The organism is Ochrobactrum sp. PL_is483, assembly GCF_055816855.1.
The window spans coordinates 707,416-734,045 of the sequence record NZ_JBVPGS010000040.1 but is presented as its reverse complement, the minus strand read 5'-3'; the positions used below and the strand labels follow the sequence as shown (position 1 = coordinate 734,045).

The following is a 26,630-nucleotide window of genomic DNA, read 5'->3' as shown; positions in this document are numbered from 1 at the left end:
TCAAGCCGCGGCAAGTGCCTCGGCGATGCTATCCTTCAAGGCGAGGCGCTGTTTGCGCAGGTTCGTTTCCTCTTCCTGGCTCACCGGCGCTATTTTCGTTTCCGCGCGGTGGATGCGGTCATTGACGGAATCATACTCTTCCAGAATGCGGGCAAAATGCGCATCCTTCGCCTTCAAGGCATGAATGGCATCGAGCTGGCCGGGAAACTCTTCTCCAAGCGTGTGGGGGGTATTCGACATTCCGTGGCTCCTTCCTTGGTTGAGGGGAGCTTCGCAAGCCCGCGTGCGAACAGCATTGATCGCAATCAAGTTGCGCGGAAAGGAGCATGCCGAAACTGCATGGCTGGCATGCAAAGGCCGGTCTTCTCAGTCACAGGACCCATCACCATTTCATGGGTGCGGACCAAGGAAGTGTCCGTGATGGAGAGAAAAATGTTTACCCGTTTCAATAATCGTTTCGGTCGTGCGTTCGCGCAATTGGGTAGTGCCGTTCGCGTTTCTGCTGCCGTGCGCGCCGGTCAGAAGCCTGCTGCCCAGGACCTTGAGACGCTTGGCATCGACGTCGATCAGTTCCGTCGTATTCAGGGTTGAGCAATCAAGTAAGCGTATGTGTATATGAGTAAAAAGCCCGGCAATGCCGGGCTTTTGTCGTTTAGAGCGGTTCCGGTTAAAACGGAATCATTGGAACCGCTCCAACTATTTGTTTCGTCCCATTATCCTACGCATCGAAGCGGGATCAGAAATCAGACTGATTTCTCCGCGTAGGCGCTCCGCACTTTTGGCTCGAAAATGCTCTAGTCCTCATCCGTCGCCATCTGGCTCAGCAATTCGCCCTTGCCGCGCTGGCGCATGATCATCGGCACGACGACGGCGGCAATCGCCAGGGCGATCAGCACAATCGATACCCAGGAATGCACCAGAGCCATCGGGTTGCCCTGGCTGATCTGCAACGCCTGACGCAGGCTTTTCTCGGCCATCGGTCCGAGGATGAGGCCAACCACCACCGGCGCGATGGGATATGAGAAGCGCCGCAGCACATAGCCCAGCACGCCGAATGCCAGAAGCAGGCCAAGCTCGAACGACACCGGCAGGCCGAACAGCATCGAGGTGGAGGCATTCGCGCCGATGGTTCCAAGAGTGGCGAAAACCAGAATGCCTGCATAGAGCCAGTGCCGCGGGATCGTGAGCATCTTCACCCACAGGCCGATCAGCGGCAGGTTGAGAACCAGCAGCATCAGGTTGGCGACGAGAAGGCTTGCCACCAGGCCCCACACCAGCGTGGCATTGGTCACGAAGAGAAGAGGGCCGGGTTGCAGGCCGAACTGCTGGAAACCGGCAAGCATGATTGCCGCCGTCGCAGTGGTAGGCAGGCCGAGCGTCAGAAGCGGCACGAGGGTTCCGGCTGCCGAGGCGTTATTGGCCGCTTCCGGTCCCGCCACGCCTTCGATGGCGCCCTTGCCGAATTCTTCCGGATGTTTCGAGAACTGCCGTTCCGCCGAATAGGAAAGGAAGCTCGACACATCGGCGCCGCCTGCTGGCATGGCCCCGATCGGAAAGCCGATGGCGGTGCCGCGCAGCCACGGCATCCACGAGCGTTTCCAGTCATTCCTGGTCATCCAGACGGAACCCTTGACGGCGATGACCTCATCTTCAGGGCCGAGCTTCTTCGACACGACCGCCAGCGTTTCGCCGATGGCGAACAGCGCAACCGCAAGTGTCGTGACATTGATGCCGTCCAGCAGGTTTGGGGTCCCCATGACGAGACGCGCCTGACCGGTCAGCTGGTCGATGCCGATCAGTCCGAGCGCAAGGCCGATGAACAGCGAGGTCAGGCCGCGCAGCGTGGAATCGCCGAAGGCCGCTGAAACCGTCATGAAGGCGAGCAGCATCAGCGCGAAATACTCGGATGGACCGAAGGACAAGGCGAATTTCACGACCCACGGCGCCACGAAGGCAAGCGCCAGCGTGGCGATCAGGCCCGCGATGAACGAGCCGATGGCAGCTGTTGCAAGTGCGGGGCCGCCGCGCCCGGCGCGGGCCATCTTGTTGCCCTCCAGCGCGGTGACGATGGAGGCGCTTTCGCCCGGCGTGTTGAGCAGGATCGACGTGGTCGAGCCGCCATACATGCCGCCGTAATAAATGCCCGCGAACATGATGAGCGAGCCGGAAGGGTCGAGCTTGTAGGTGACGGGCAGCAGCAGCGCGACGGTGAGTGCCGGGCCGATTCCGGGCAGCACGCCGACAGCTGTGCCAAGCGTAACGCCGATCAGCGCATAAAGAAGGTTCGACGGTTCAAGCGCCACCAGAAGTCCGTTGGCGAGAAGTGCGACAGTATCCATGAAAGCGCTCCGTCCCTAAACGAATTGTTCAAGCCAGCCGGACGGCAGCGACAGCTGCAGGCCGCGCGCAAAGATGAACCAGATCACGAAGGCGAAGACGAAGCCGACGGGAACGCTGATCCAGAATTTGCGATAGCCGAAGCCGCGTGCGGTGGCTGCGAAAAGCAGGCCGGTAGACAGGGAAAAGCCGACGGTCTTCATCGTCAGCATCTGGATGGCAAGACCGCCGATGATCCAGGCCATCGGGGCGATTTCCTGATGCTCACGCTCGGGAAAGTCGCCGCGAAGCGCCTCGAAAACGGTCCAGATCGCAAGGCCGAACAATCCGGCTGCGACAACATAGGGAACGGTTTTCGGACCGACCGGCGAATAGCTCGTCACATCGTTTCCATAGGTTGTCGACCAGGCGATGGCGATGGCGACAGCTGCAAGAACAAGGGCGATGACAAGAGCGGCGAAATCTGGCGCCGCCCTTTCGGGGCGGCGCGCTTCCTGCTGGTCTGATCCTGTCATTTGACGAGGCCGATTTCCTTGAGGATGGTTTCAGTTGCGGCAACGTCCTTGGCAAGCTGCTCCTTGAACGCCGGACCGGCTAGATAGGTATTCGCCCAGCCCTTGTCCTTGAGTGCCTTCTGCCAGGATTCCGACTTCACCATCTTCTCGATATCGGCATTGATGGCGGCTTCCTGTTCGGCAGTGATGCCGGGAGCCGCACCCACCATGCGCCAGTTCTGGATCGAAACGTCCACGCCGCCTTCCTTGAAGGTCGGGGCATCGATGCCTTCCACGCGCTCGTCGCTGGAAATGCCGATGATGCGCAGCGTGCCTGCCTTGATCTGGGCTTCGAACTCGCCGTAGCCGGAAATGCCGACAGTCACCTGATTGCCGAGAATGGCCGCAAGCGCTTCGCCGCCGCCGGAGAACGCGATGTAGTTGACCTTGGTGGGGTCGACGCCTGCTGCCTTGGCAAAAAGGCCAGCGGTGATGTGGTCGGTGCCGCCGGCAGAACCGCCGCCCCACGAAACGGAGCCCGGATCAGCCTTCAGCTTCGCGGCAAGGTCACCGAGGTTCTGGATGTCGGAAGAAGCCGGTACGACGATGGCTTCATATTCGCCCGTAAGACGCGCAATCGGCGTGATGGCGTCGAGCGTGACCGGCGATTTGTTGGTCAGGATAGCGCCGACCATGACATAGCCGCCAACGATGAGCTGGCTCGGATCACCCTTGTTCTGGTTCACGAACTGCGCGAGGCCGATGGTGCCGCCAGCGCCCGGAACGTTGATGACCTGCACGCTGCCGGAAATCTTTTCGTCCTGAAGCGCGCTCTGCATCGTGCGCGCCGTCTGGTCCCAGCCGCCGCCCGGAGCGGCAGGCGCGAGCACCTTGTAGTCTTCCGCGGAAGCAGAGCCTGCCATAGCCAACGCCGCCACCGACGTCAGGGCCAGAATGAATCTACGCATATGTCCTCCCAAATGGAATATATGCCGCCCTTCGGCGGACCTCCCCAAGTCCCGCTCCTCTAGCGGGAGCAAACTACATGGAGATTAGCGAAAACAAATTCAATAGGCCAGCATATGCGACAATAGTTTGGCCGCTATTTCAGCAACGCACCTGAAAACGGCACGCCAAAATAGCCGACGGGATGCGCTTGACGGCGACGCCAGGCCGACGTAATAGTATAACGACGGTTCCCCGACCGAGAGCGAAGGGGATTAATAGGGAACACGGTGAGGACGACCCGAAAAGGGGCCAAGACCGTGGCTGCCCCCGCAACTGTAAGCGGATTGCCGTTCATCCTCGTGACGTTGAAAGCGTCATGCCACTGTGCCGGAGAAGCGCGGGAAGGCAGATGAACAGCAGATATTCGTGAGCCAGGAGACCTGCCGTCTAGTGTTGTCCATTGTCACGGGCGGGGATGCCCGGAGCAGGAGCCGGTTATGACAGATTTCCGCGTCGCAGGACGCATTCTTCCATCGTCATCGCATGATTTCGACATGTCCCCGGATATGCCTGTCCGCCTTCCGCGCCGGATTTTTTCCGTCGCCTGACAGGACTTTCTTCTCTCAGTTACATCGGGGATATCCATGAAAATTTTCGGCAAAATGCCGTTTCATCTCGTTATTTGTGCGGCCACATTTCTCGCTGGCGGCTCGGCTGCACAGGCGGCGGAAACGCACTATCCGCTGACGTTGAAAAATTGCGGCCGCGAGGTCACGTTCAAACAGGCGCCCACCCGTGCCGTCGCTGTCGGCCAGAGCAGCGCGGAGATTCTCTACAGCCTTGGTCTGGGCGACAAGCTTGTCGGGACCGCTGTCTGGTTCGGCCCTGTTCTCAAGGGCTTCGAGGAGGTCAATGCCAAGGTAAAGCGGCTCGCCGATAACGATCCGAGCTTTGAAAGCGTTCTGGCGGAAAAGCCGGAAATCGTGACGGCTGATTTCCAATGGCATGTCGGCCCGACGGGTATTGTGGCGAAGCCCGAACAGTTCGAGGAACTGGGCATTCCGGCTTACACATCACCGTCCGATTGTGTCGGCAAGGACAATTCCGGTGGCGGCGACGGCGTTCGCACGGCAGCGTTCAAGATGGACATCGTCTATCAGGAAATCACCGAACTGGCGGAAATCTTCAATGTGCAGGATCGCGGCCAGAAACTCGTCGCCGACCTGAAGGCCCGTGAAGCGGCGGCTCGCAAGAAGATTGCTTCCGCTGATGGAAAACTGTCGGCCGTCGTCTGGTTTTCGAGCGCGCAGGTCGATGCTGACCCTTACGTCGCGGGCAAGTTCGGCGCGCCCGCCTATATTCTATCAGCGCTCGGCATCAGGAATGTGATCGACAGCGAAGAAGAGTGGCCAACGGTCGGATGGGAAACGATTGCGAAATCGAACCCGTCGATGATTGTGGCCGCGAAGCTGGATCGCCGCCGCTACCCGGCTGACGACATCGCCGTCAAGCACCAGTTCCTCGACAGTGATGCGGTCACGAAGCTGATGCCTGCGGTGAAGGACAAGCATGTCTTCGACATGGATGCGCAATCGATGAGCACTTCGCTTCGCGTGATCGAAGGCATCGAGACACTCGCCGCCGATATTGCAAACTCGGATTTGAACAAGTGACGGCGCGGGCAGCGACAGCGGGCTTCAAGCAAAAGGGGAGGGCACGCTCCGGCGTGCTCTTTCTGGCCTTTTCTCTTGTCCTCCTGCTTTTTGCCCTTTGGCTCGGTGCCGCGATAGGCGAAACGGCGATTCCGCTCGATGTGGTTGCGAAAACCGTGGCCAACCGGCTGTGGAACGCCGGATATGCGCTTGAGCCCATCGATGAAGGGATTGTCTGGAGCTATCGCCTCAGCCGTGCAGTCATCGCTGCATGTTGCGGCGCGTCGCTCGCAATATCCGGCGTCATCTTGCAGTCGCTGCTCCGAAATTCGCTTGCCGATCCTTATATTCTAGGCATTTCGGCTGGCGCTTCGACCGGGGCGGTCAGCGTTGCCATTCTTGGCGTCGGAGCTGGCGTGCTGACGCTGTCGCTGGGTGCGTTTATCGGGGCGATTATTGCTTTCGGCCTCGTGTCCCTGCTGGCGCTGCGGGCCGGACGCGGCAGCAGCGCAATCATTCTCGCCGGGATTGCCGGTTCGCAGCTTTTCAATGCGCTGACCTCGTTCATTGTCACCAAGGCCGCAAATGCTGAACAGGCACGCGGCATCATGTTCTGGCTTTTGGGCAACCTTTCCGGCGTGCGCTGGCCGGACGTCACACTTGCCCTGCCTGCCTGCCTGATCGGCCTTGTCATCTGCCTGTGGCATGCGCGTGCGCTCGATGCATTTACCTTCGGAACCGAATCCGCCGCTTCGCTCGGCATACCGGTGCGGCGCGTCTATGCGGTGCTGATCGGTGTCAGCGCCATGATGACGGCGGTGATGGTTTCCATCGTCGGTTCTGTCGGCTTTATCGGTCTTGTCATACCCCATGCAGCGCGCATGGTGGTTGGGGTTCGGCATGGCAGGCTGCTGCCTGCGGCGGCACTCATCGGGGCAATCTTCATGATCGTCGCCGATATCCTGTCGCGCGTCATTATTCCGGGGCAGGTTCTCCCAATCGGCGTCATCACGGCCCTGTTCGGTGCGCCCGCCTTCGCCCTGTTGCTCGGACAAAGGAGGGCTGCGTCATGATCCTCTCGGCCCACAATGTCGGCTGGTCGGCAGGCAATGTCGAGATTTTACGCAATGTTTCGCTGGACGTGGCGAAAGGGGAGTTTCTTGGCATCATCGGGCCGAACGGTTCGGGAAAGACCAGTTTTCTGTCGCTGTTATCCGGCGTGCGCCGGTGTCGCGTCGGCGAGGTGAACCTCTGCGGCACGCCGATCAGCAGTTTCAGCCGTCGCGAGATTGCACGGCAACTGGCGCTGGTCGAGCAGCAGGCGGGTACGACAGACCGTATTACGGCGCGTCAGGCGGTCGAACTGGGGCGGACGCCTTATCTCGGGGCGCTATCGCCGTGGTCGGCGGAGGATGATGCAATCGTTGACCGGGCGCTGGTCAATGTCGATATGGCTCATTTGGCGGGCCGCTACTGGCACACGCTCTCGGGCGGCGAACGGCAGCGTCTGCATATCGCTCGCGCTTTGGCGCAGGAGCCGCAGATTTTGCTTCTGGACGAGCCGACCAATCATCTCGATATCGGGCACCAGATCGGGCTGCTGGATCTGGTTCGCCGTCAGAAGCTGACAGTCGTGGCTGCCTTGCATGACCTGAACCACGCCGCGATGTTTTGCGACCGGATCGCGGTGATGGATAAGGGAAATCTCGTCGCGTTGGGCACGCCGCGAGAGGTGCTGCAAGAAGGGCGGATCGCGGAAGTTTTCGGTGTCGAAGTTGATATCGAGTATCATGGCATCGATGGTTGCCACATTCGTTATCGGGCGCCGAACCGGTGTTCTCCGAAACTCCGATATTCAGCTTGATCGGGGCCGGGGCGACCGCATCGCGGTCGCCGCTGGCCGCTATCGTGCTTCATGCGGACGTTCTAATAAATATGGTAACAAATAGGATTATAAAACAGAATTAACTAATGTAGTTATACATAAAATATAGCTAACATCATGATAAGTTGCACTTTTTATTCAGTTTAATCACAGTAATTTGACCTGTTTTATTGACGATCTGTTTCCATTGCGTTGACGATCGGGGTATAAGGCCTCAGCGCATCAGGAGATGTACTCGTATGCAAAGCCTCGGCCTGCCTACAAGATGCATGGCAGAAGGACAGAAGAGATCATGCTTTGATTTGTTCCGTCATTCACGGTCCTGATATGCGGGTCGTTTCGGTTTACGCCGGAAAGATCCGTTTTGAATAAAGAAACATTATTGGCATGTTCACATTAACAGGGCATGCGGCGAATGCATTTTATTCAATAAATTACTCTATTTATAAAGAGCGGCGGCTTTTCGTTTGGAAAAGCCGCCGTTATTTTATCAGGGATATTGGGCGCCGGTGACGGTGAGATAGACCGCGTAAAGCGACTTCGTCGCGGCGATGAAAAGCCGGTTACGGCGCGGCCCCCCGAAGGTTACGTTGGCGACTGTCTGCGGTGTCCTGATCTTGCCGAGGAGCGTGCCGTCCGGGGAGAAACAGTGCACACCATCGCCGGCGCTGGTCCACAGGTTGCCGCCCGTATCGAAACGGAATCCGTCCGGCAAGCCATTATCGATGGTGCAGAATACCGCGCCGCCGGTAACGCGCTTGCCGCCATCCGCGACGTCGAAGACGCGGATATGGCGTGGCGCGTTCTCGTCGTGGCTATAGGCGCTGTCGGCAACATAGAGCCTGGTTTCGTCCGGGGAAAAGGCGAGGCCGTTCGGCTGGTGGAAATCGGTGATGATTGCATCGAGTTCGCCGGTTTTCGGGTCAAGGCGATAGACATTGCGCGTGGGCTGTTCCGGGTCGGCCTTGTAGCCTTCATAATCGGCCATGATGCCGTAGGTCGGATCGGTGAACCAGACCGTTCCGTCTGAACGCACAATCACATCATTGGGTGCATTCAGCTTCTTGCCCCGGTAGCTGTCGGCCAGCACCGTGATGCTGCCATCCGGTTCCGTGCGGGTGACGCGGCGACCGGCATGCTCGCAGGTAACGAGGCGTCCTTCACGGTCGCGGGTGTTGCCGTTTGAGAAATTGGAGGGCTGGCGAAAGACGGATACGCCCCCTTCAGGCACCCAGCGCAGAATGCGCTGGTTCGGAATGTCGCTCCACAAAAGGCAGTTCTGGTCACCGAACCATACGGGGCCCTCCGCCCAGCGGCAACCGGTATAGAGTTCATCCAGATCGGCGCTCGGCACGATCATCTGCTTGAAGCGATCGTCGTGGATTTCGTAAATCGAAACGGTCTGTGACAAGGAAATTTACTCCGGAAAAACTATCGTTCAGCCCGACGGCCACTGGCGAGGATGATCACCGCAATAATGGTGAGCCCGGTCAGGACAAGGCGGACACCGGCACCGAAACCATAAGTGTTGAGCATCGAGACGATGAGGAACATGAAGAGGGCGGCTCCCCAGATGCCGGGGATATTGGAATCGCCGCCAGCAACCGCCGTGCCGCCGATGATGACGACAGCGATCGACATCAACAGATATTCTGCGCCCATGTTCAGCGCCGCGCCGCCCGAGAAACAGGCAAGCAGGAAGCCGCAAAGCGAAGCCAGCACCGCGCAAAGCAGATAGGTGACGAAGCGTGTGCCGTCGACGGGTACGCCTGCCATGCGCGCCGCGAATGGGTTCTGGCCAATTGCCGAAATCCAGCGGCCATAAATGCTCTTTTTCAAAAGCACCCAGCCAATGACCGACAGGATCAGGGCCACGATGGCGACATTGGGAATGCCGAGCGTCGATGCAGTTGTGAACTGGGCCAGGCTCTCAGGCGGTTTTACGCGCAAGCCGCGATTGCTCCAGATGGCTGTGGACTGGATCAGGAAGCTCATCGACAAGGTGGCGATGATGGGAGGGATGCGCAGAAGCTTGATCAGCGCATAATTGCAAATGCCGATGGCAAGCCCGATCAGCAGCGCGACGGCAAGCCCGGCGAGGATCATGCCGTCCTGCGTGTCCATCAGTTTCAGCGCCAGCGTTGCGGCGAGCGTCATGTTGGCAGGCACCGACAGATCGATATTGCCGGGGCCGAGCGTGATGACGAACATCTGCCCTAGCCCGACGATCACCGAGAAGGATGCAAAGGTGAAGGCTGCATGGGAAAGCCCGTGCGCGCCTGCACCTCCGGTGAAGAGGATGGTAATGACCCACACGGCGACGGTCGCTATAAACGACCATATCCACGGGCGTCTGGTGAGAATGGCGAGGCCGTTCATTGCTTTTTCTCCCTCTTTTCGAGGCGGTTGAGGAAGAGGCGCAATGCCAGCACCACAATGAGGATGCCGCCCTGCGCGCCAATCTGCCAGTCGGGGGAAATACGCATGAAGGAAAGGAAAGATCCGGCAAGCGTCAGTGTGAGCGCGCCGATGACGGCGCCAATGGGCGATACGCGGCCGCCGACGAATTCGCCGCCACCGAGAATAACGCCGGCGATGGACAGAAGCGTATAACGTAACGCGATATTGGCATCAGCCGATGTGGTGAGGCCGACCAGTGCAATTCCTGCCAGCACCGCGAAAAAGGCAGCCAGTGCATAGGTTCCGGCGCGGATCATGGTGACAGACCAGCCCGCGCGCTCGATGGAGCGGGTGTTGCCACCCGCGCCGCGCATCAGCACGCCGAAGGTGGACCGCATCACGATAAAATGCGTGACGAACGCGATCAGAATGCTGGCGACAATGGCCATCGGCATGAATGGCGGCTTGGCGGTCATGATCCAGCGCGCCCAGTCCGGTGCCTGTCCGCCGGGCGAGGGCAGCAGGAGCACCGCCAACCCGCCCCAGACAAAGCTCATGCCAAGCGTGACCACGATGGAAGGCAGGTTGCGCAGATGGATCAGCGCGCCAAGCGCGGCATAGGCGGCAATGGCTGCCACAAGGATCAGTACGCCGATGACGGGGGTGGTGTTGAGGTAGGTTGCGGCAACGCAAACCACGAAGCTCACGAAAGTTCCCATCGAGAGATCAAGATCATTGACGGCCATGATCAGCATCTGGGCGATGGTTGCGAGCGCGATGGGAACGGCCAGATTGAACAGCAGGTTCAGCCCGGTATAGCTCATGGCCCGCGGCTGCATGTAGAAGACGGCGGCCAGAAGCAGGACCAGCGAGAACACCGGCGTCAGCAGGCGGATGGTGGAAGAGGAAAGGCGCATTATTCGTGACCTCCCTCGAATGATGCGGCAAGCACGTTCTTTTCCGTAATGTCTTCGCCGGTCAGTTCAGCAACGATAGCGCCGTCGCGGAAAACATAGACCCGGTCGCAAAGTTCGATTTCGTCCATTTCGGTGGAGTACCAGACGAAAGTGCGTCCGTTTTCCGCCTCATGGCGCAGGATTTCATAGACCTCCTGCTTGGTGCCCACATCGACGCCACGCATCGGGTCATCCATCAGGATCGTATGCGCGCTGGTTGCCAGAGCGCGGGCGAAAAGCACTTTCTGCTGGTTGCCGCCCGACAGCGACAGGATGCGGTTGCCCATATCCGGCGTTCTTATCTGGATGCGGCCCTTCCATTCTCCGCCGAGCGCGTCTTCCCGTTTTCGGTCGACGAGTTTGAGCGACGACAGCCGGTCGAGCGAACTGACCGTAAGATTTTGCAGGATGCTCCACAGCGGGAATGTGCCGTTCAGGCTGCGGTCACCGGCGACGAAGGCGATTTCGCAATTGCGGGCGGGAACCCAGTTTGGGCGCCGCGCATAGTAAAGATCGAGCAGCATTCTGGTCTGCCCGTGTCCGGCCAGCCCTGCAAGGCCGATAACCTCACCCTTGAAAGCCTGAAACGGCTTTGTGTCGGTGGCGCGTTTTGGGAAGGACAGAACCGGTGAGCCGGTCGCGTCGGTCTGTGCGACGCGGCGCGCCGTCTTCTCGCGCTCCACGCTGCCCATGGCTTCAACGAGGCTGCGATTGGTAAATTCGCTGGCGGCGCGATTGGCGACGACCTTGCCATCCTTCATCACGACGATGCGGTCGGAGGTGGAGAGAATTTCGCCCAGCATGTGCGAAATAAGAATGATGGCACCGCCGGTTTCAACGAAGCGGCGCACATAGGCCATCAGCTGCGCGGCAATGCCTGCATCGAGCGATGAGGTAGGCTCGTCGAGAATGACCAGTTTCGGTGCCGTTCCCGGCGCGGTAAAGTTGATGGCGATCTCCACCATCTGCCGCTCGGCAATCGACAATTCGTCAATGGTAGCGCTGCTGTCGATCTTGTGGCCCCGAAAAATCTCGTTGAGCTTTTTGGAAATCAGTTCAACGGCCTTGCTGCGCCAGTTTGCGCCTTCGAGGTTGCGCTGCATGATGCGGACATTTTCGGCAATCGTCAGATTGGGGAACAGCGACAGTTCCTGAAACACGCAGCGCACGCCATGCTTGCGCGCCATCGCCACGCCATGCCCCGCTTCGCCGTGATAGGAAACGCTGCCTTCATGCGGCGACAGCCCGCCATTGATGACATTGACGATGGTGGATTTGCCCGCGCCATTGTGCCCCACAAGCCCGACACACTCGCCTTCGCGGATCACGAGTTCGGCGCCATCCAGTGCTTTCACCGCACCGAACTGCACGCGGATATTGCGCGCGGCGACGACCTCCCGTTTCTCTGCTGCTTCTGTCATACGTTCATCTGACTGCTGGAAATGCTGAAAGTGACGGAAAGGGCGAGAACGAAACCCGCCCCAATCGTCCGATGATGCAAAGGCGTTGGTTATTTCGCGGCGTCGATGACCTTCTGCGCGTCTTCAAGCGAATATTCGACATTCGCGACGCCACCCTTCTGGGTGTTGGCCAGGTCCTTGTCGAGCGATTCCTGGCTGACGCTGAGGAACGGAACCACGAGGTCCTTCTTTACGTCCTTGCCATCGAGAATCTGCTGGGCGACCCAGAAAGCGAGCGTGGATACGCCGGGCGCAATCGAAACCGACATGGTTTCATAGCCGTTGGCATCCTTTTGGCTCTTCCACCACTGCAATTCATCTTCGCGGTTGCCCATGATGATGATCGGCGTTTCGCGCTTGGCAGCGGCGAAAGCCTGCGCGGCGCCGTAACCGTCACCACCCTGCGTCACCACGGCATCCACTTTCGGTAGGCTTGGAAGAATGCCCGCGACGGCACGCTGTGCGACGTCTGCGGCCCAGTCGCCATTGACGGAACCGACGATCTTGAATTTCGGATGCTTCTTCACGCCTTCTTCGATGCCGGCATGAATATTGTCATCGACGGAAACACCGGCGAGGCCGCGAATTTCGAGCAGGTTGCCGCCATCCGGGAGGCGCTTGGCAAGATAGTCGATCTGGCTTTCACCCATCGCCTTGAAGTCGACCGCGATGCGCCATGCGCAAGGCTCAGTCACGATGCCGTCGAAGGAAACCACCGTAATGCCCGCGTCGCAGGCTTCCTTGATTGCGCCGTTCAACGCGGTCGGCGAGGCGGCATTGATGACAATGGCGTCATAGCCTTGCAGGATCATGTTCTGGATTTGCGCGGCCTGTTCGGTCGCCTGGTTTTCAGCCGTCGTGAACGGGTCAGCAGCCGCAACAACGCCAGCATTCACGGCTTCCTTTGTGATCTTGTCCCAGCTTTCCAGCATGGCCTGACGCCATGAGTTGCCAGCATAATTGTTCGAGAATGCAATCTTCTTCGACGATGTGTCAGCCAATGCGCTGCCTGCGGCCAGAACGCCTGCAAGTGTTGCGGATGCGAAAAGGATTTTTGCGAGTTTCATTCTTTCCTCCCAGTTGCCTGTATGCGACCCGCAGCGCCCCGGCACTTCGGATCGTCTGAATTGATTATGGCGCGAGCCTCCCGCACCGCCGCTCCTCAACGGCACCAGTCCGCGCCTGATGCGATTTTTCACTCTTGTATCGCGGGCAATTTTCTGGTGAAGCGAGGATGAAAGAAGAGGAGCCTTCTGTGAAGGCCGATTGAAGCAACTGACTTGCGGGTTCCCGCAGCAAAATTGCGGAAACCCGCAAGACGCGCCGAGGCTGTCGCAGCCTATTATAGCCTATGAGAAGTTTGCGTTCCGGAGGAGAGACGCTTGCTTGAACTCGTGCCCCAACGGTTGCTCGACCACTATCTGAATATTTCCAGATTGCTGGCGGGACAACTCGACTTCGATTCCATCATCCGGGCGGTGGCGGCAGAGATTACGCATATCGTGCCCTATGACCATCTGGACGTCTGCATCAAGACGCTCGATGGAAAGTTCCATATCGCCTATGAGAGCGGCATATCGACGGACTGGAGCCGCAATCCGCCCGCGCCGCTTTCCGGTAGCCCCATTCGAACCGTGCTTTCCGGCGAGGCCGATCATCTTTTGACCGACGATGCGCGCACCGACCCGCGCTTTCATTTTACGGGTGCTTTTTCCAGACCCATTATCGAGCACGATCTGAAAGGGCGCCTGCATGTGCCGCTGAAGGCGCAGGGCGATATTATCGGCGCGCTCAGCTGTTCCAGTCTCACTCCCGCCTGCTACACCATGCGGGACGTGGAAAATGCCCAGTCGATTGCTGATCTGCTTACCCCATATTTCTTCGCAATCCGTGCGGCAGAACAGGCCAAGCGTTCCGCCATCGTGGAAGCGGAAGCGCGGGCGCGGGAGGAAGGCTTGCGTTTCGGCGCTCTGAAACTGACAGAAGCGCTGGAAATCGAGCGCCACCGCATCGGCATGGACCTGCACGACCAGACTCTGGCCGATCTGACACGACTGGCGCGCCACGTCGAGCGGCTTACCCATGCGCCGGACCTTTCGGGCGAGCAGCTTGAACCGCTGTTTCGCGGGCTCCAGCATTGCATGCACGACCTGCGGCAAATCATTGAAGAAGCGAAGCCTTCAATTCTCCAGCTCTTCGGTTTTGTCCAGGCGACGGAAAACCATCTGGGCCGTTCGGTGCGCGACAGCGGTTCAACCATCGAATGGGCGCTGGACGACCACAGCGAAGGCATGGCGGATCGGCTGGAAGAAACGGTTGCGACCTCGCTGTTCCGCATCGTGCAGGAGGCAATCAACAATGCGATCCGCCATGCTCATGCAAGCCGGTTGCGCGTCGCGTTCCGCAACAGGGGCGGTCGGCTACATGTCGAAGTCGCGGATAACGGCATCGGCATGGATCGCCACACGCAGCGTCCCGACGTAGGACATGGGATCGACAATATGCGCACACGCGCGCGGTTGATCTCTGCAAGTTTCGCTATCAGGAAAAACGGGGAAGGTGGCGGCACGAGTGTGACGATCCACCTGCCCGCGGAGATGTGCCGGGAGGGTGGAGGATAAAATGCATGTTCTGATCGTGGAAGATGATCCGTTGCACCGCGCCTATCTTGGCGAGGCCGTGCGGGCGGCATTGCCCGAATGCAGCGACGTGCTGGAAGCCGAAAACGGGTCCGCCGGCGAGAAACTGGCGCGCCAGCAGAGGGCAGCGCATATCGTCATGGATTTGCAGATGAACGGACGCAACGGCATCGAAGCGGCGCGAACGATCTGGAAGGAAAATCCTGAAACGCGCATTCTGTTCTGGTCGAACTATGCCGATGAAGCCTATGTGCGCGGCGTGTCGCGCATTGTGCCGGAAGGGGCAGCTTACGGCTATGTGCTGAAATCGGCATCCGACGACAAGCTGCGGCTGGCATTGCGCAGCATCTTCGTCGAGGCACAATGCGTTATCGACCGCGAGGTGCGCGGCCTGCAGCAAAAGAGCCTTGGCCATGCCAGTGGTTTCAGCGAAAGCGAATATGAAATTCTGGTCGATATAGCGTTGGGCCTGACGGATCGCGTTATTGCCCGCCGCCGCAATCTGTCGCTCAGAAGCGTTCAGAACAGATTGCAGCAACTCTATGAAAAACTTGGCGTCTACCAGGAGAAGGGTGAACCCGACGAAGGACGTTTCAATCTCAGGGCCCGTGCGGTCACAGTGGCACTTCTACGCAAGCTTTTGAACTACAGCGCGCTTGAGCGCGCCGAAATCGAGCTCAATGACTGGATCAGCCGACAGCCGTCTTCAGGCGGCGCTGTTCGAGATTGAGGCCCATTTCCGACGCGCGGGCGATGACTGGTGCGAAGCGTCGCTGCTTCTTTTCCTCATGGTTGGAAGCAATGTCTGCGATGCGGTGCTTGAGGAAGGGGTTGAGAAACCGTTCCCGTACTGAAGCCACGTAAGCTTCGGCCTGTTCGCCAAGACCATCCGCAGCAAATACCGGCAGGACCTCGTCACGCCAGACCGCTTCCAGTTCGCTCCGGATTGTCTTGTCCTGCATGGCTTCCAGCACGATCTCGTCTTTCGGACAGCCGCCCTTCAGCCATTGTTCAGCAATGAATGTATGGCCAAGGTTGAGCAGGTAGAGTTTGAGCTGTTCATAGCGCGCCAGGTCGTCGGTGACGACGATATCCTTGTGTTCACAAGGGAGTGTCAGCCCGTCTGCTTTCTCGATGGCCCAGAGCGCATAGGGTTCGGCGACGGCGCCGATGGGCTCAATGGGTTCGGAAACGATGCGGTCGACCAGGCTGTTGGCGAAGATGCAGCGTGTTTCGAGCCATCGCACGAAACTGTCCGGCAGTTTCCAGTCTTGAGCCAGATTTACAAGGATCGAGCGCAGCTTGTCACCATTGCGCGAGATCAGCTCGCAGGGAAATACCGACAGCGGCGCATCGGGATTGTGTTGCCAGCGATGGTGCAGCAGCACCAGCAGCTTGGCTGGAAAGCTTTTCGGCAAAGCTTCCGGATTGGCGAGAAGCGAGCTGTCATCGCTTCTGTCGAGTTCAAAACCCTTGTCGCCGGTGTTGGAGAGGATCACATCGACGCTGGTGCCAAGGTCGAGAATCGCAGCCCAGTCGTGATGCGCGGAGTAGGCAGCGGTGACGCCCTTCGCCTGATATTCCGTCTCCGACGGCTTGCCGTCGACCAGTCCGCGGATCAACACGGGATAGCTGCGGTTTTCGTTCAAAGCCGCGATCCGCTGGCTGCTCTGCGGGTTGGAAGTCGTCTGCACGACGGCGATTGTCCCGATGGCTTTGCCATTGGCAAGCGCTTCCGAAACAAAGAAATCGGCATGAGCCAACAGAAAACGACTGGTGCCGAACTGCAGGATCGCTGGCTTTTCGTGCATGACCTTCTCCCATAAATCAGTGGTTTTAAGTAAGCGATGCGCGGCAAATTGGTCAAGCCAGTGGGCAGATTTATCAGCCAAACGATCCGATAGCAGGTGTGGAAATGTGCGATTTGCCGCAATTCATCGGGTTTTTAAGCATATTGCGCTTCATTCCGCTTGGAAATATGGTAAGGCCAATTCGAGGAGAGGTGAATTGGGAGCACCATGAGCGACTTTACGGCAACCGCGGAACCGCGCAGGCTTTATCAGCAGATTGCAGATCGGGTGAGAAATCTCATCCAGGATGGTCAGTTTCCTGCTGGCAGCAGGCTGCCGGCTGAGCGCGAGCTGGCACAGCAGCTCGGTGTGTCGCGGCCTTCGCTGCGCGAGGCGCTGATTGCACTGGAAATCGCCGGCAATGTCGAAATCCGTATGGGTTCCGGCATTTATGTCACGGCGGAGTCGGAAAAGCGTTCACTTTCCCATGGAGCTTCTATCGGCGAGAGCCCGCTTGAAATCATGCAGGCACGCGAAATGGTTGAAGGCAGCGTGGTTGTCACGGCCTGCGCGCGCATGACGCCTGAAAGACTGGCTGAATTGCGTGCGACGATTGACGCGATGAAGGTGAATGTCGATGCCGGGCGCAAGGCGATTGAACTCGACAGGCAGTTTCATCTGCTCATTGCCGAGCAATCGGGCAATTCCGTTTTGGCGCGCATCGTGCGCGACCTTTTCGACGAGCGGCATAGTCCGCTGACGTCGCATATCAGAACACGCTTCGAGGATAATGATACATGGGCTCTGGCTCTGGCCGAGCACGAAGCCATCTATGCAGCCCTGGAGGCAAGAGATCCGCTTCAGGCGCAGGCAGCCATGCGAACGCATCTGGACCGATCCAAGCAGCGTTGGATGGATAATGAACCCAGCGAGTGAATAGCCGGGGCGATTTGGGAGTGAGGTCAGACATATGAATGATTCCGTTGCTAAAACGGTTGCGCCGGTAATTTTGCTGCATCCTTTGGACGATGTTGCGGTGGCGCGCGTTTCGGTTCGCGCGGGCGATCCAATCGGACTTGACGGGATCAATGCCCGGGAATTGATCGGGCGCGGCCACAAGGTTGCCGTTCGCGACATTCCAGAGGGCAGGGAAGTCCTGAAATACGGGCAGGTGATCGGCGTTGCGACGAAGGACATCGCGCAGGGCGAGCATGTGCATCTGCAGAACCTCGCCATGCTGCCTTCCGAACACGAGCACCAGTTCTCCATCGACATTGAAGAACGCGGCATGCTGCCGGAGGCGGAGCGCCGTCATTTCATGGGCTTCGACCGGGGCGCTGGCGGCGTCGGCACGCGCAATTTCATCGGCGTGATTTCGTCGGTCAATTGCTCGGCAACGGTGTCGCGTTACATTGCCGATTATTTCAACCGGATGGGTGGTCTCGACGGTTTCGATAATGTCGATGGCGTCGTGGCGCTGACGCATGGCAGCGGCTGCGCGCTCAATACCAAGTCGGAAGGCTATCGCCTTTTGGCCCGCACCATTCAGGGCTATGCCAAGCACCCGAATTTCGGCGGCATATTGCTGATTGGGCTTGGCTGCGAAACCAACCAGATTGCACCAATTCTCGAACATTATCGCATGGAAGAAGGCTCGCGCCTGCGCACCATGACGATCCAGCAGCATGGCGGCACACGCAAGACCATCGATCATGCGATTGCCGAGATCAAGGACATGCTGCCGCTGGTCAATTCGGCGGTCCGTACCAAACAGCCTCTGTCGAAGCTGAAAGTGGCGCTGGAATGCGGCGGCTCGGACGGTTATTCCGGCATCTCGGCCAATCCGGCATTGGGCTATGCTTCGGACCTTATCGTGCGCAATGGCGGCACGACCGTCCTGTCGGAGACGCCGGAAATCTACGGTGCCGAACATCTTCTGACGCGCCGCGCAGTAACGCCTGCGGTAGCGGAAAAGCTGTTGCAGCGCATCGACTGGTGGCGTGACTATACGGCGCGCAATGGCGACGAACTCAACAACAACCCGTCGCACGGCAACAAGCTTGGCGGGCTCACCACCATTCTGGAAAAGTCGCTCGGCGCGGTCGCCAAGGGTGGCTCCATGCCGCTCAAGGCGGTCTACGAGTTTGCTGAAACCGTTACCGAACCAGGTTTCGTCTTCATGGACACACCCGGTTATGACCCCGTTGCGGTGACCGGGCAGGTGGCCGGTGGCTGCAATGTGATCTGCTTCACCACGGGTCGCGGGTCGGTTTCCGGCTTCAAGCCTTCCCCCTGCATCAAGATCGCCACGAATTCCGAAATGTATGAGCACATGAAGGAAGACATGGACATCAATTGCGGCGGCATCGTCACCGGCGACGAGACCATCGAACAGTCGGGCACGCGCATCTTCGAACATATCATCGCGGTCGCATCCGGCGAGAAGACGTTGAGCGAAGTCTACGACTATGGCGACAACGAATTCGTGCCGTGGCAGGTCGGCGCCGTAACCTGATCCCTTTCTTCAACGACGACTGACAGGAATAATTCGATGGTCAAAGCTCTGCGTATCGAGAGCGAAAACGTCACCCGTTTTGCAGAAATCGACGAAGCGCCTTTGCTGGCTGGTCATGTCCGCGTGCGCGTGCGCCATGTGGGGCTCTGCGGCAGCGACCTGAACACCTTCAAGGGGCTTAACCCTCTGGTCCAGCTGCCTCGCATACCGGGACATGAAATCGGCGGCGAGATCATGGAAGCCGGAGAAGGCGTCGGCGCTGCCTACGCCAAGGGCAAGCGGGTCATCGTGCTACCCTATACGAATTGCGGCGAATGCTCATCCTGCCGCAAGGGGCGGCTCAATGCATGCCGTTATAACAAAACGCTCGGCGTGCAGCAAAATGGCGGTCTGGCCGACCAGATCGTGCTGCCTGCCGAGAAGCTGATCCTCAACGATACGCTGGAGCCGCGTCATCTGGCGCTGGTCGAGCCGCTTTCGGTTGGCTTTCATGCTGTCGAGCGCGGGCGTGTTCAGGCGGGCGATACGGTTGCTGTTCTCGGTTGCGGCATGATCGGCATGGGCGTGCTGCTTGGTGCAGTCGCGCGCGGCGCCAAGGTCATCGCCATCGATCCTAGCGCCGAGAAGCGTGAGCTGGCGCTGCAGTTCGGCGCAACACACGCGCTGCCGGGCGGTGAGGATGTGGTCGCCAAGGTGCAGGAATTGACCAATGACGATGGCGTGGATGTTGCTTTTGAAGCGGTCGGCCTGCCGATCACCTTCACGCAGGCTGTCGACATAGCCGGCTTTGCAGGCCGGGTAGTGTATGTCGGCTATTCCAAGGCGCCCGTTACCTATCAGACCCAGTTCTTCAACCTGAAGGAACTCGACATCATGGGATCGCGCAATGCGACGCTCTCGGATTTTGAGGCCGTCATAACGCATCTGGAAAAGCTGGGGGCGGGTGCCGACAAGCTGATCTCCAAGGTGTTTCCGTTCGATGAAGCTGAAGCGGCGCTTCCCTATTGGGATGGCGACCGCAATGTTTTGAAGATCATCATCGAACGCGACTGAAATCGAAGCAAATGCGCCGTGCCTGAAAGAGGGCATGGCGCGCTAGTGGAGGAAACCGGCCACAAGGCCAATTGTGTAATGACCCTATACGGGAGGACAACATGAAGAAACTCGTTACCGGCATGATCGCCGCCAGCATGCTGCTGGCAGGAAGCATGGCTGCATATGCTGCCAATGTGTCGATCAAGGTTGCCTATGAAAACAACCCCGGCGAGCCTTTCGATGAAGTAATGCATTACTGGAAAGATGACCTTGCCAAGCGCAGTAACGGCGAGATCACGCTCGAACTTTATCCAAGCTCGCAGCTCGGCTCCAAGAAGGACGTGACCGAACAGGCCATGATGGGCCTCAATGTCGTAACCATTTCCGACGTTGGCTTTCTGGCCGAATATGATCCGGACCTCGGCGTTCTCTACGGCCCGTTCCTGACCGACGATCCGGCACAGCTTTTCAAGGTCTATGACGGTCCCTGGTTCAAGGAGAAGAGCGAAGAGCTGAAGAAGAAGGGCATTCACATCGTAATGCCGAACTATCTTTACGGCATTCGCCAGATCATTTCCAAGAAGCCGATCCGCACCCCTGAAGACCTGAAGGGCATGAAGATCCGCGTGCCGAACAATGTCATGCAGATCAAGACCTTCGAGGCCATGGGCGCTACGCCGACCCCGATGCCGCTCGGCGAAACCTTCCCGGCGCTGGCGCAGGGCGTGATCGATGGCGTCGAAAACCCGATTTCGGTTCTCTACGGTCAGAAGTTCCAGGAAGAAGCCAAATATCTGAGCAAGGTCGGCTATCTGACCAACGTAGCTCTCATCGTTGGCGGCGAAGCATTCTTCTCCACGCTGCCTGAAGATCAGCTCAAGATGATCCACGAGTCCGCTTATGACGCGGGTCTCTACAGCCAGAAGCTGACGATCGAAAAAGACAATGAAATGATCGAAAAGATGAAGGAAGCCGGTGTCGAGGTCATCGATGTCGACCGCGCTCCTTTCAAGGCTCTTGCTGAAAAGGTCTACACCCAGTTCCCGGAATGGTCTCCAGGTCTTTATGAAAAGATCAAGGCCGAACTGAACTGATCCATCCTATTCGGATATCGCCATGTCGCGGCATTGCCGCGGCATGGTTCGCTCATGGAATCCAATCCGATGAAACTGTTTGAAAAACTGATCGAATGGCTGGCTGCGGTGCCGCTGTTCATCCTGCTCGCGATGTTCAACATCGCCGTTGTCATGCGCTACTGGATGCATCAGCCATTGCAATGGACCGAGGAAATGGCCGGCCTGTTGATGATCTGGATTGTGATGCTCGGCAGTGTCGCCGCAGAACGCAGCAACCAGCATCTTGCCATTCCGATGCTTGTGGACCTGTTTTCGGAAAAGCTGCGCGAGGTCATCAACGCTATCGTTTCCATCCTGTCGGGACTGTTCCTGCTTTACGTTTCCTATGCCGGTTACAAGCTTTCGGTTGCTGCGCAGTTTAAAGTGACGGACGTGCTGCGGGTTTCCTATTACTGGATCGATATCGCCGTTCCCGTCGGCTTCGTCATTATCGCTCTTTATATGTTTGCAGGCGCATTCAAATCCTTGCGCGCCGCATTTGCGGGAGGCAAGGCATGAACCTGACGACTGTCGTACTCATCATGCTGGCGCTGATCGCGCTCAATATGCGCCTTTACGTGGCCATCCTGATTGCGGTCTTCACCTATTTCACCTTCTTCAACCAGATGCCGATAGCGATTGCCGTGCAGCGCTTCATCAGCCCGGCACAGAACACGTCGCTGCTCGCCATTCCGTTCTTCATCATGCTTGGCACGGTGATGTCGCATACCGGGATTGCGGAGCGCCTGATCAAGGTCGCGGAAATTCTGGTGGGCCGCATGCGCGGCGGCATGGCGCTTACCAACATCATGGTTTCGACCCTGATGGGCGGCGTCAGCGCGTCCAATCTGGCCGATAGCGCCATGCTGACGCGCATGATGGTGCCGGAAATGGTCAAGCGTGGCTATGACAAGGCATTTTCCTGCGCGGTGACGGCTGCCGGTTCGCTGATCACGCCGATCATTCCTCCAGGCATCGCGCTCATCATCTACGGTCTGATTGCGGATGTTTCCATTGGCAAGATGTTCATGGCCGGTGTGCTGCCGGGCATTCTGGGTGCTATTATCCTGATGGTTGCAGCCTATGCGACATCGGTCAAGCGCGGTTACAAGCCAAGCCGTGAAAAGCGGATGAGCGGCGCGGAGGTTGTCTCGACGCTTGCCTCGGCATGGCCTGCCGTCCTGTTGCTGTTCGCGATCATCGGCGGCATCCGCATGAACATCTTCACGCCGACGGAAGCCGGTGCGGTTGCGGTAACGCTGGTTCTGATTATCGGCTTCGTGATCTATCGCGAAATGCGTATTTCGCATGTGGTGGATTCGCTTATCGAAACGGCGAAATCGACTGCCTCCGTCATGCTGGTCATCATGGCGTCGTCAGCGCTCGCATGGGTGTTCTCGCTTGAACAGGCGGGCCAGTCGCTGATGCAGCTGATCTCGTCCTTCACCAGCAATCCTTATGCGTTCCTGCTTGCAGTCAACGTGATCCTGCTGATCCTCGGGGCGCTGATCGAGGGTACGGCCCTGATGATCGTTCTCGTGCCGCTGCTGATGCCGACGGTGAAGGCTCTGGGCATCGATCCGGTACATTTCGGTATCATCGTGATCATCAACCTGTCGATTGGCACGCTGACCCCGCCTGTCGGTACGGTCATGCTGATGGTCTGCAATATTGCGAAGGTGAGGGTGGGAGATTTCACCCGCCAGGCATTCAGTATGTATATGGCGCTGTTTATCCTGCTGGCGCTGGTTACTTATGTGCCGATTATCTCGACCTATCTCGCTCACTAAAAAGAAAAGCGCGGGTCGTTCCCGCGCTTTTTCATTTGTTTACCACGGGTTTTCGACACGCGGCCAGATGGCACGGCTGAGCTGGCGGTAATTGGTCGTGCGCGGATTGCTCGGATAGGAGCTCGGTGCCGCGACATAGATAATTTCAGCAGCAATCGGCGCGAAGCCCGCGTGGAAATGGTTGGTGGATTTGACCACCAGTATGTCCTTCTCCATCGGGTCGATACCGATATTTGAAAAGATATCCGGCTCGAATGTCTGCGTCCGGTTGGTGTTGAGAATGATGTCGATCCCGGTGCCTTCGATGCGCACAACCGCCGAAGGTCCAAGCGTCACGCGGCTTGGTCCGAAACTCTGCCAGCCTTCGGCAAGGGTCTTCATGACGGTTACACGCGCATCGATAGGTTCGCCGCCAAGCGGTCCGGATTTTCCGCCGAAACGCAGATCGATCACCGCGCCTTCGCCCGCCGCATGGCAGAATGTCACTGCGATGGGGTCCCAGATGGTGGCGATGCCAATATTGTCGATGCCGCGTTCAATCAGGCGGCGAAGGAGATGGGTTCCGTCGCCGGCTACCCCGCCGCCGGGATTGTCCCACACATCGGCGATTACCGCAGGTTTCGCGGGATTGGCTGCATGGGCGGCCAGCGCCCGGTCGATACCCTGATCGGTGTCGAACATGGCCATTGAGGTTTGTTCGCGCATGGCGATCAATTCGCGCCCGAGTTTTTCCGCAAGCGCCTCGCCCTTGGCCGGATCATTGTCGGTGACAACGAGAATGCGGGTTCCCATTTCCGGCACATCGGCAGCCATGAAGCCATGAATGACTGAAATCGACAGGATGCCATCCTTGCCCTGCATCGCCTTTATACGGTCGACGAAAGAGCGCATTGGCTCCTTGCTTGTCGGATATACGCCGATCATATGACAGTCGAAGGTGGAGATGACGGGCTTGATGTGGCCTTTCAGGGCATTGAGCGCAAGATCGACCACATGCTCGCCGCGTTCGTAAAAATCCGTGTGAGGAAATTCGAGGAACGATGCGAAAATATTGAGGTTTTCGACCCGCTTTGGGGTCAGGTGGCTATGCGGGTCGAACTCGCTGGCAACGAGAATATCCGGCCCGACAATAGCACGCACGCGCTCCAGCAGATCGCCCTCGCAGTCGTCATAACCCTGTGCGACCATGGCGCCGTGCAGGCCAAGGACGACGGCGTCAACGGGCATCGCGGCCGTGAGCTGATCGAGGATTTCATCGCGCAATGCCTCGAACGCCTGCCGTTGCAGCAGTCCGCCGGGTTCCGCCCAGGTGGCCGTGCCTTCGATGACGGTCAATCCTTCCGCCGCTGCACGCTTGCGCAATGCCACGATGGGAGAAGAGCAAAGCGTCGGCGTTTCCGGATGCTTGCCCGGCGCGGCATAGAAAGCCATTTCAAACGAGGCCCTGTCGGTCGGGACCGGCGAGAACGTGTTGGTTTCTGTTGCAAGCGATGCGGTGAAGATGCGCATGGAAATGGCTCTGGGCGGGGCGTGTTTATTTCTGCGGTGCGTAGGCGATGGCTTCGACTTCGATCTTGATGTCGATCATCAGGCGGGATTCGACCGTGGTGCGCGCTGGCGGCTCTTTCGGGAAATATGTGGCGTAAACGGCATTCATGCGCCCGAAGTCCCGGGCATCTTCCAGCCAGATAGTGGTTTTAACGACGTCTTCCATTGTCGCACCTGCAAGCGCGAGTGCGGCCTTGACGTTTTCGAGTACCTGTTTCGTTTGGGCTTCAATGCCGCCTTCAACAATCTGACCGTTTGCTCCGACTGGCACCTGTCCAGAAACATAGACTGTGTCGCCTGCGCGAACGGCGGGGGAAAGAGGCACATGCGATGCGCCGAAGACCTGTTTTCTGGACATGATTTTCTCCGGTTATTTGACGGCTCCAAGGGCCAGTCCCTTGATGAGATAGCGCTGGAGCCAGATGAAAAGGATGGCGACCGGCAGCGTGGCAAGGAAGGTCGCCGCCATGACATAATGCCATTCAACGGTGTAGCGTCCGGCCACCAGCGAGAAGACCTGAATGGGCAGGGTGTAGCTATCCTGCCTGCGCAGCATGGTCAGCGCCACGACGAATTCGTTCCAGGCATTGATGAAGGTGAAGATGGCCGTGACAGCAATGGCGGGCAGGCAAAGCGGCAGGAACACTTTTATCAGTGTCTTGCCGCGTCCGGCACCTTCCATCCACGACGCCTCTTCCAGATCGCGCGGTATGGTGTCGAAATAGCTTTGCAGCATCCAGACGGTGAAGGCGATATTGAAGGCCATATAAACCGCACCGACCGCCGACACACTTTCGATCAGCCCGTAAGCGGCGAGCAACCGGAACAGGCCCAGCACCAGAACAATAGGCGAAATCATCTGCGAGACGAGCAGGAATTGCCGGAATGCGCCATGACCCGCAAAGCGAAAACGCGACATGGCATAGGCGGCAGGAATGGAAACCACGATTGCGCCGACAGAAGCGATGACGGAGACATAAAGCGAGTTCAGAAGCGCTTGCCCGAAACCCGTCTGCACCCACATTTCCGAAAAATTCTGCCAGCGGAAGCTGCTCGGCCACCAGTGCGGCGACAGCACTTCCTGTGGTGGTTTGACGGCGGTGAGGAACATCACCGCAAAGGGAAACAGCGTCAGCACGATAAGCGGTGACAGAACTGCCCAGGCAATGATCGTGCGTTTCAGCTTTGAACCCGTCATGCGCGTTCTCCCCGCATTGCAAGGCGAATATAGATTGCCGTGAAGACGAGGAGGATCGCCAGCATGATGAGCGATACGGCGGATGCCTCCCCAAGCTTTCCGAGGCGGAAAGCGAGCTTGTAGAGATGCGTCACCAGAATGTCGGTGGAGTTGGCAGGCCCGCCTTGGGTCATGACCCAGATGATGGGGAATGAATTAAAGACGTAGATAGTATTCAGTACGATGGCGATGTTCACGAAGGGCTTGAGCAGCGGAAAGGTGATTTCCCGAAACTGCTGCCACAGGCTGGCGCCTTCCAGCGACGAGGCTTCGTAGAGATCGTCCGGGATGGATGAAAGCCCGCCGAGAAAGATCGTGGTCGTGAACGGCACAGTCACCAGAATGCCGACCAATATCTGCATGGGAAAGGCGGTCGCTGCACTCGCCAGCCATTGAATGTTGCTGTCGATAAGGCCGAGATTGCGCAGTGCGGAATTGAGCATTCCGCTTTCGCCGTTGAGCGCCCAGCGCCAGACAATGGCCGTCATGGTGAGCGAAACGGCCCAGGGCAGCATGACGACGACGCGGGCCACCGACCGCCCATAGAAATCCATGTTGAGAATGATGGCGACCGGAATGGAAACTATGAGCGCCCCGCCGACCACTGCCACGGTCCAGATGGCGGTGCGCCAGACCGCATTGAGGAAGTCGGGCGTTGCGAAAAGGGCAGTGAAATTTGCGCCGTCGTTGAAATCGCGAAGCTGCCCGAAGCGGTTGACATCATGGCTGGCAATTTCAACGAGATGCACCACGGGCCAGAAGATCACCACCGCAGCCAGCAGCAGGCTGGGCAGGATCAGGAGATAGGGCAGGGTGCGGCTTTGCATCG

The 26,630-nt window shown here is 58.4% G+C and carries 26 protein-coding genes and 1 riboswitch; of the genes, 12 read left to right on the top strand and 14 right to left on the bottom strand.

Annotated elements, in window-relative coordinates; genetic code table 11:
* The gene (locus AC0TNJ_RS21810) at positions 1-240 is read right to left on the bottom strand and encodes an HP1242/YdcH family protein (RefSeq protein WP_122001978.1); all 240 of its coding nucleotides are present in this window, start codon (positions 238-240) and stop codon (positions 1-3) included.
* Between the two features lie 192 nt (positions 241-432).
* Between AC0TNJ_RS21810 and AC0TNJ_RS21805 the strand changes: the two genes are divergently transcribed.
* A complete protein-coding gene (locus AC0TNJ_RS21805) occupies positions 433-591 on the top strand; it encodes a hypothetical protein (protein ID WP_162997333.1) in 159 nt (52 codons plus the stop codon).
* Positions 592-794: 203 nt separating this feature from the next.
* Here the strand turns inward: AC0TNJ_RS21805 and AC0TNJ_RS21800 are convergent, their stop codons facing one another.
* From AC0TNJ_RS21800 to AC0TNJ_RS21790, 3 genes are read right to left on the bottom strand one after another with little or no spacing between them, the layout of a single operon-like run.
* The gene (locus AC0TNJ_RS21800) at positions 795-2,339 is read right to left on the bottom strand and encodes a tripartite tricarboxylate transporter permease (protein WP_122001976.1); all 1,545 of its coding nucleotides are present in this window, start codon (positions 2,337-2,339) and stop codon (positions 795-797) included.
* Between the two features lie 15 nt (positions 2,340-2,354).
* Positions 2,355-2,852, bottom strand: a complete 498-nt coding sequence (locus AC0TNJ_RS21795) for a tripartite tricarboxylate transporter TctB family protein (RefSeq protein WP_473772368.1) — start codon at positions 2,850-2,852, stop codon at positions 2,355-2,357.
* Complete coding sequence (locus AC0TNJ_RS21790; RefSeq protein ID WP_122001974.1) at positions 2,849-3,799, bottom strand: Bug family tripartite tricarboxylate transporter substrate binding protein; 951 nt, start codon at positions 3,797-3,799, stop codon at positions 2,849-2,851. Before AC0TNJ_RS21790 ends, AC0TNJ_RS21795 begins: the two co-directional genes overlap by 4 nt.
* A gap of 208 nt (positions 3,800-4,007) precedes the next feature.
* Positions 4,008-4,241, top strand: a riboswitch (cobalamin riboswitch).
* A gap of 182 nt (positions 4,242-4,423) precedes the next feature.
* Here AC0TNJ_RS21790 and AC0TNJ_RS21785 point away from each other — a divergent pair.
* From AC0TNJ_RS21785 to AC0TNJ_RS21775, 3 genes are read left to right on the top strand one after another with little or no spacing between them, the layout of a single operon-like run.
* Positions 4,424-5,452 (top strand): ABC transporter substrate-binding protein, encoded by a 1,029-nt coding sequence (locus tag AC0TNJ_RS21785; RefSeq protein WP_473772367.1) that lies wholly within the window; start codon positions 4,424-4,426, stop codon positions 5,450-5,452.
* Positions 5,449-6,504: a FecCD family ABC transporter permease gene (locus tag AC0TNJ_RS21780; RefSeq protein ID WP_473772366.1), complete on the top strand. Its 1,056-nt coding sequence runs from the start codon at positions 5,449-5,451 to the stop codon at positions 6,502-6,504. The genes AC0TNJ_RS21785 and AC0TNJ_RS21780 overlap by 4 nt, the downstream gene beginning before the upstream one ends.
* Positions 6,501-7,295 carry an ABC transporter ATP-binding protein gene (locus AC0TNJ_RS21775; RefSeq protein WP_473772365.1) on the top strand — a complete coding sequence of 265 codons (795 nt, stop codon included), beginning with the start codon at positions 6,501-6,503 and terminating at the stop codon, positions 7,293-7,295. Before AC0TNJ_RS21780 ends, AC0TNJ_RS21775 begins: the two co-directional genes overlap by 4 nt.
* Positions 7,296-7,806: 511 nt before the next feature.
* Here AC0TNJ_RS21775 and AC0TNJ_RS21770 read toward each other — a convergent pair.
* From AC0TNJ_RS21770 to AC0TNJ_RS21750, 5 genes are all read right to left on the bottom strand, one after another.
* A complete protein-coding gene (locus AC0TNJ_RS21770; protein WP_473772432.1) occupies positions 7,807-8,676 on the bottom strand; it encodes an SMP-30/gluconolactonase/LRE family protein in 870 nt (289 codons plus the stop codon).
* A 71-nt stretch (positions 8,677-8,747) separates the two neighbouring features.
* Positions 8,748-9,695 (bottom strand): ABC transporter permease, encoded by a 948-nt coding sequence (locus AC0TNJ_RS21765; RefSeq protein WP_473768354.1) that lies wholly within the window; start codon positions 9,693-9,695, stop codon positions 8,748-8,750.
* Positions 9,692-10,633, bottom strand: coding sequence for an ABC transporter permease (locus tag AC0TNJ_RS21760; RefSeq protein ID WP_473772364.1), 942 nt, complete (start codon positions 10,631-10,633; stop codon positions 9,692-9,694). The genes AC0TNJ_RS21765 and AC0TNJ_RS21760 overlap by 4 nt, the downstream gene beginning before the upstream one ends.
* Positions 10,633-12,093 (bottom strand): sugar ABC transporter ATP-binding protein, encoded by a 1,461-nt coding sequence (locus tag AC0TNJ_RS21755; protein WP_473772363.1) that lies wholly within the window; start codon positions 12,091-12,093, stop codon positions 10,633-10,635. Before AC0TNJ_RS21755 ends, AC0TNJ_RS21760 begins: the two co-directional genes overlap by 1 nt.
* An 89-nt stretch (positions 12,094-12,182) precedes the next feature.
* On the bottom strand, positions 12,183-13,199 hold the full coding sequence (locus AC0TNJ_RS21750; RefSeq protein WP_473772362.1) for a substrate-binding domain-containing protein: 1,017 nt from the start codon (positions 13,197-13,199) through the stop codon (positions 12,183-12,185).
* Between the two features lie 315 nt (positions 13,200-13,514).
* Here AC0TNJ_RS21750 and AC0TNJ_RS21745 point away from each other — a divergent pair, with 315 nt between their 5' ends.
* Together AC0TNJ_RS21745 and AC0TNJ_RS21740 are read left to right on the top strand one after the other, a co-directional pair.
* Positions 13,515-14,753 (top strand): GAF domain-containing sensor histidine kinase, encoded by a 1,239-nt coding sequence (locus tag AC0TNJ_RS21745; protein WP_473772361.1) that lies wholly within the window; start codon positions 13,515-13,517, stop codon positions 14,751-14,753.
* Position 14,754: 1 nt separating this feature from the next.
* Positions 14,755-15,501 (top strand): response regulator, encoded by a 747-nt coding sequence (locus tag AC0TNJ_RS21740; RefSeq protein ID WP_473772360.1) that lies wholly within the window; start codon positions 14,755-14,757, stop codon positions 15,499-15,501.
* Here AC0TNJ_RS21740 and AC0TNJ_RS21735 read toward each other — a convergent pair.
* Positions 15,461-16,582 carry a mannitol dehydrogenase family protein gene (locus AC0TNJ_RS21735; RefSeq protein ID WP_473772359.1) on the bottom strand — a complete coding sequence of 374 codons (1,122 nt, stop codon included), beginning with the start codon at positions 16,580-16,582 and terminating at the stop codon, positions 15,461-15,463. The two genes, AC0TNJ_RS21740 and AC0TNJ_RS21735, sit on opposite strands and share 41 nt — an antisense overlap.
* A gap of 207 nt (positions 16,583-16,789) precedes the next feature.
* On the opposite strand from AC0TNJ_RS21735, the gene AC0TNJ_RS21730 reads away from it, so the two are divergent.
* The 6 genes from AC0TNJ_RS21730 to AC0TNJ_RS21705 all read left to right on the top strand — a co-directional run bounded on the left by AC0TNJ_RS21730 (position 16,790) and on the right by AC0TNJ_RS21705 (position 23,016).
* On the top strand, positions 16,790-17,497 hold the full coding sequence (locus AC0TNJ_RS21730; RefSeq protein ID WP_122001963.1) for a FadR/GntR family transcriptional regulator: 708 nt from the start codon (positions 16,790-16,792) through the stop codon (positions 17,495-17,497).
* Between the two features lie 34 nt (positions 17,498-17,531).
* Positions 17,532-19,076 carry a UxaA family hydrolase gene (locus tag AC0TNJ_RS21725; RefSeq protein WP_473772358.1) on the top strand — a complete coding sequence of 515 codons (1,545 nt, stop codon included), beginning with the start codon at positions 17,532-17,534 and terminating at the stop codon, positions 19,074-19,076.
* A gap of 36 nt (positions 19,077-19,112) precedes the next feature.
* Positions 19,113-20,129, top strand: coding sequence for a zinc-binding alcohol dehydrogenase family protein (locus AC0TNJ_RS21720; RefSeq protein WP_473772357.1), 1,017 nt, complete (start codon positions 19,113-19,115; stop codon positions 20,127-20,129).
* Positions 20,130-20,230: 101 nt separating this feature from the next.
* Positions 20,231-21,205, top strand: a complete 975-nt coding sequence (locus AC0TNJ_RS21715; RefSeq protein WP_122001960.1) for a C4-dicarboxylate TRAP transporter substrate-binding protein — start codon at positions 20,231-20,233, stop codon at positions 21,203-21,205.
* A gap of 69 nt (positions 21,206-21,274) precedes the next feature.
* Positions 21,275-21,745, top strand: a complete 471-nt coding sequence (locus AC0TNJ_RS21710; RefSeq protein WP_473768360.1) for a TRAP transporter small permease — start codon at positions 21,275-21,277, stop codon at positions 21,743-21,745.
* The gene (locus AC0TNJ_RS21705; RefSeq protein ID WP_122001958.1) at positions 21,742-23,016 is read left to right on the top strand and encodes a TRAP transporter large permease; all 1,275 of its coding nucleotides are present in this window, start codon (positions 21,742-21,744) and stop codon (positions 23,014-23,016) included. The genes AC0TNJ_RS21710 and AC0TNJ_RS21705 overlap by 4 nt, the downstream gene beginning before the upstream one ends.
* 39 nt (positions 23,017-23,055) lie before the next feature.
* On the opposite strand, the gene AC0TNJ_RS21700 is transcribed toward AC0TNJ_RS21705, so the two are convergent.
* Genes AC0TNJ_RS21700 through AC0TNJ_RS21685 form a run of 4 tightly spaced genes read right to left on the bottom strand, consistent with a single transcriptional unit; the run spans position 23,056 to position 26,628 of the window.
* Positions 23,056-24,525, bottom strand: a complete 1,470-nt coding sequence (locus AC0TNJ_RS21700) for a M81 family metallopeptidase (RefSeq protein ID WP_473772356.1) — start codon at positions 24,523-24,525, stop codon at positions 23,056-23,058.
* A 25-nt stretch (positions 24,526-24,550) separates the two neighbouring features.
* A complete protein-coding gene (locus AC0TNJ_RS21695; protein WP_122001956.1) occupies positions 24,551-24,922 on the bottom strand; it encodes a RidA family protein in 372 nt (123 codons plus the stop codon).
* A 12-nt stretch (positions 24,923-24,934) separates the two neighbouring features.
* Entirely contained in the window at positions 24,935-25,762 is an 828-nt protein-coding gene (locus tag AC0TNJ_RS21690) for a carbohydrate ABC transporter permease (protein ID WP_122001955.1), read from the bottom strand.
* Positions 25,759-26,628: a carbohydrate ABC transporter permease gene (locus tag AC0TNJ_RS21685; RefSeq protein WP_473772355.1), complete on the bottom strand. Its 870-nt coding sequence runs from the start codon at positions 26,626-26,628 to the stop codon at positions 25,759-25,761. The genes AC0TNJ_RS21690 and AC0TNJ_RS21685 overlap by 4 nt, the downstream gene beginning before the upstream one ends.
* Positions 26,629-26,630: the final 2 nt, after the last annotated feature.

Bases quoted from the DNA above. Each gene is read 5' to 3' on its own strand.
- AC0TNJ_RS21810 (WP_122001978.1), bottom strand. From the start codon at position 240: ATGTCGAATACCCCCCACACGCTTGGAGAAGAGTTTCCCGGCCAGCTC.
- AC0TNJ_RS21805 (WP_162997333.1), top strand. From the start codon at position 433: ATGTTTACCCGTTTCAATAATCGTTTCGGTCGTGCGTTCGCGCAATTG.
- AC0TNJ_RS21800 (WP_122001976.1), bottom strand. From the start codon at position 2,339: ATGGATACTGTCGCACTTCTCGCCAACGGACTTCTGGTGGCGCTTGAA.
- AC0TNJ_RS21795 (WP_473772368.1), bottom strand. From the start codon at position 2,852: ATGACAGGATCAGACCAGCAGGAAGCGCGCCGCCCCGAAAGGGCGGCG.
- AC0TNJ_RS21790 (WP_122001974.1), bottom strand. From the start codon at position 3,799: ATGCGTAGATTCATTCTGGCCCTGACGTCGGTGGCGGCGTTGGCTATG.
- AC0TNJ_RS21785 (WP_473772367.1), top strand. From the start codon at position 4,424: ATGAAAATTTTCGGCAAAATGCCGTTTCATCTCGTTATTTGTGCGGCC.
- AC0TNJ_RS21775 (WP_473772365.1), top strand. From the start codon at position 6,501: ATGATCCTCTCGGCCCACAATGTCGGCTGGTCGGCAGGCAATGTCGAG.
- AC0TNJ_RS21770 (WP_473772432.1), bottom strand. From the start codon at position 8,676: ATGATCGTGCCGAGCGCCGATCTGGATGAACTCTATACCGGTTGCCGC.
- AC0TNJ_RS21765 (WP_473768354.1), bottom strand. From the start codon at position 9,695: ATGAACGGCCTCGCCATTCTCACCAGACGCCCGTGGATATGGTCGTTT.
- AC0TNJ_RS21760 (WP_473772364.1), bottom strand. From the start codon at position 10,633: ATGCGCCTTTCCTCTTCCACCATCCGCCTGCTGACGCCGGTGTTCTCG.
- AC0TNJ_RS21755 (WP_473772363.1), bottom strand. From the start codon at position 12,093: ATGACAGAAGCAGCAGAGAAACGGGAGGTCGTCGCCGCGCGCAATATC.
- AC0TNJ_RS21750 (WP_473772362.1), bottom strand. From the start codon at position 13,199: ATGAAACTCGCAAAAATCCTTTTCGCATCCGCAACACTTGCAGGCGTT.
- AC0TNJ_RS21740 (WP_473772360.1), top strand. From the start codon at position 14,755: ATGCATGTTCTGATCGTGGAAGATGATCCGTTGCACCGCGCCTATCTT.
- AC0TNJ_RS21735 (WP_473772359.1), bottom strand. From the start codon at position 16,582: ATGCACGAAAAGCCAGCGATCCTGCAGTTCGGCACCAGTCGTTTTCTG.
- AC0TNJ_RS21730 (WP_122001963.1), top strand. From the start codon at position 16,790: ATGAGCGACTTTACGGCAACCGCGGAACCGCGCAGGCTTTATCAGCAG.
- AC0TNJ_RS21725 (WP_473772358.1), top strand. From the start codon at position 17,532: ATGAATGATTCCGTTGCTAAAACGGTTGCGCCGGTAATTTTGCTGCAT.
- AC0TNJ_RS21720 (WP_473772357.1), top strand. From the start codon at position 19,113: ATGGTCAAAGCTCTGCGTATCGAGAGCGAAAACGTCACCCGTTTTGCA.
- AC0TNJ_RS21715 (WP_122001960.1), top strand. From the start codon at position 20,231: ATGAAGAAACTCGTTACCGGCATGATCGCCGCCAGCATGCTGCTGGCA.
- AC0TNJ_RS21710 (WP_473768360.1), top strand. From the start codon at position 21,275: ATGAAACTGTTTGAAAAACTGATCGAATGGCTGGCTGCGGTGCCGCTG.
- AC0TNJ_RS21705 (WP_122001958.1), top strand. From the start codon at position 21,742: ATGAACCTGACGACTGTCGTACTCATCATGCTGGCGCTGATCGCGCTC.
- AC0TNJ_RS21700 (WP_473772356.1), bottom strand. From the start codon at position 24,525: ATGCGCATCTTCACCGCATCGCTTGCAACAGAAACCAACACGTTCTCG.
- AC0TNJ_RS21695 (WP_122001956.1), bottom strand. From the start codon at position 24,922: ATGTCCAGAAAACAGGTCTTCGGCGCATCGCATGTGCCTCTTTCCCCC.
- AC0TNJ_RS21690 (WP_122001955.1), bottom strand. From the start codon at position 25,762: ATGACGGGTTCAAAGCTGAAACGCACGATCATTGCCTGGGCAGTTCTG.
- AC0TNJ_RS21685 (WP_473772355.1), bottom strand. From the start codon at position 26,628: ATGCAAAGCCGCACCCTGCCCTATCTCCTGATCCTGCCCAGCCTGCTG.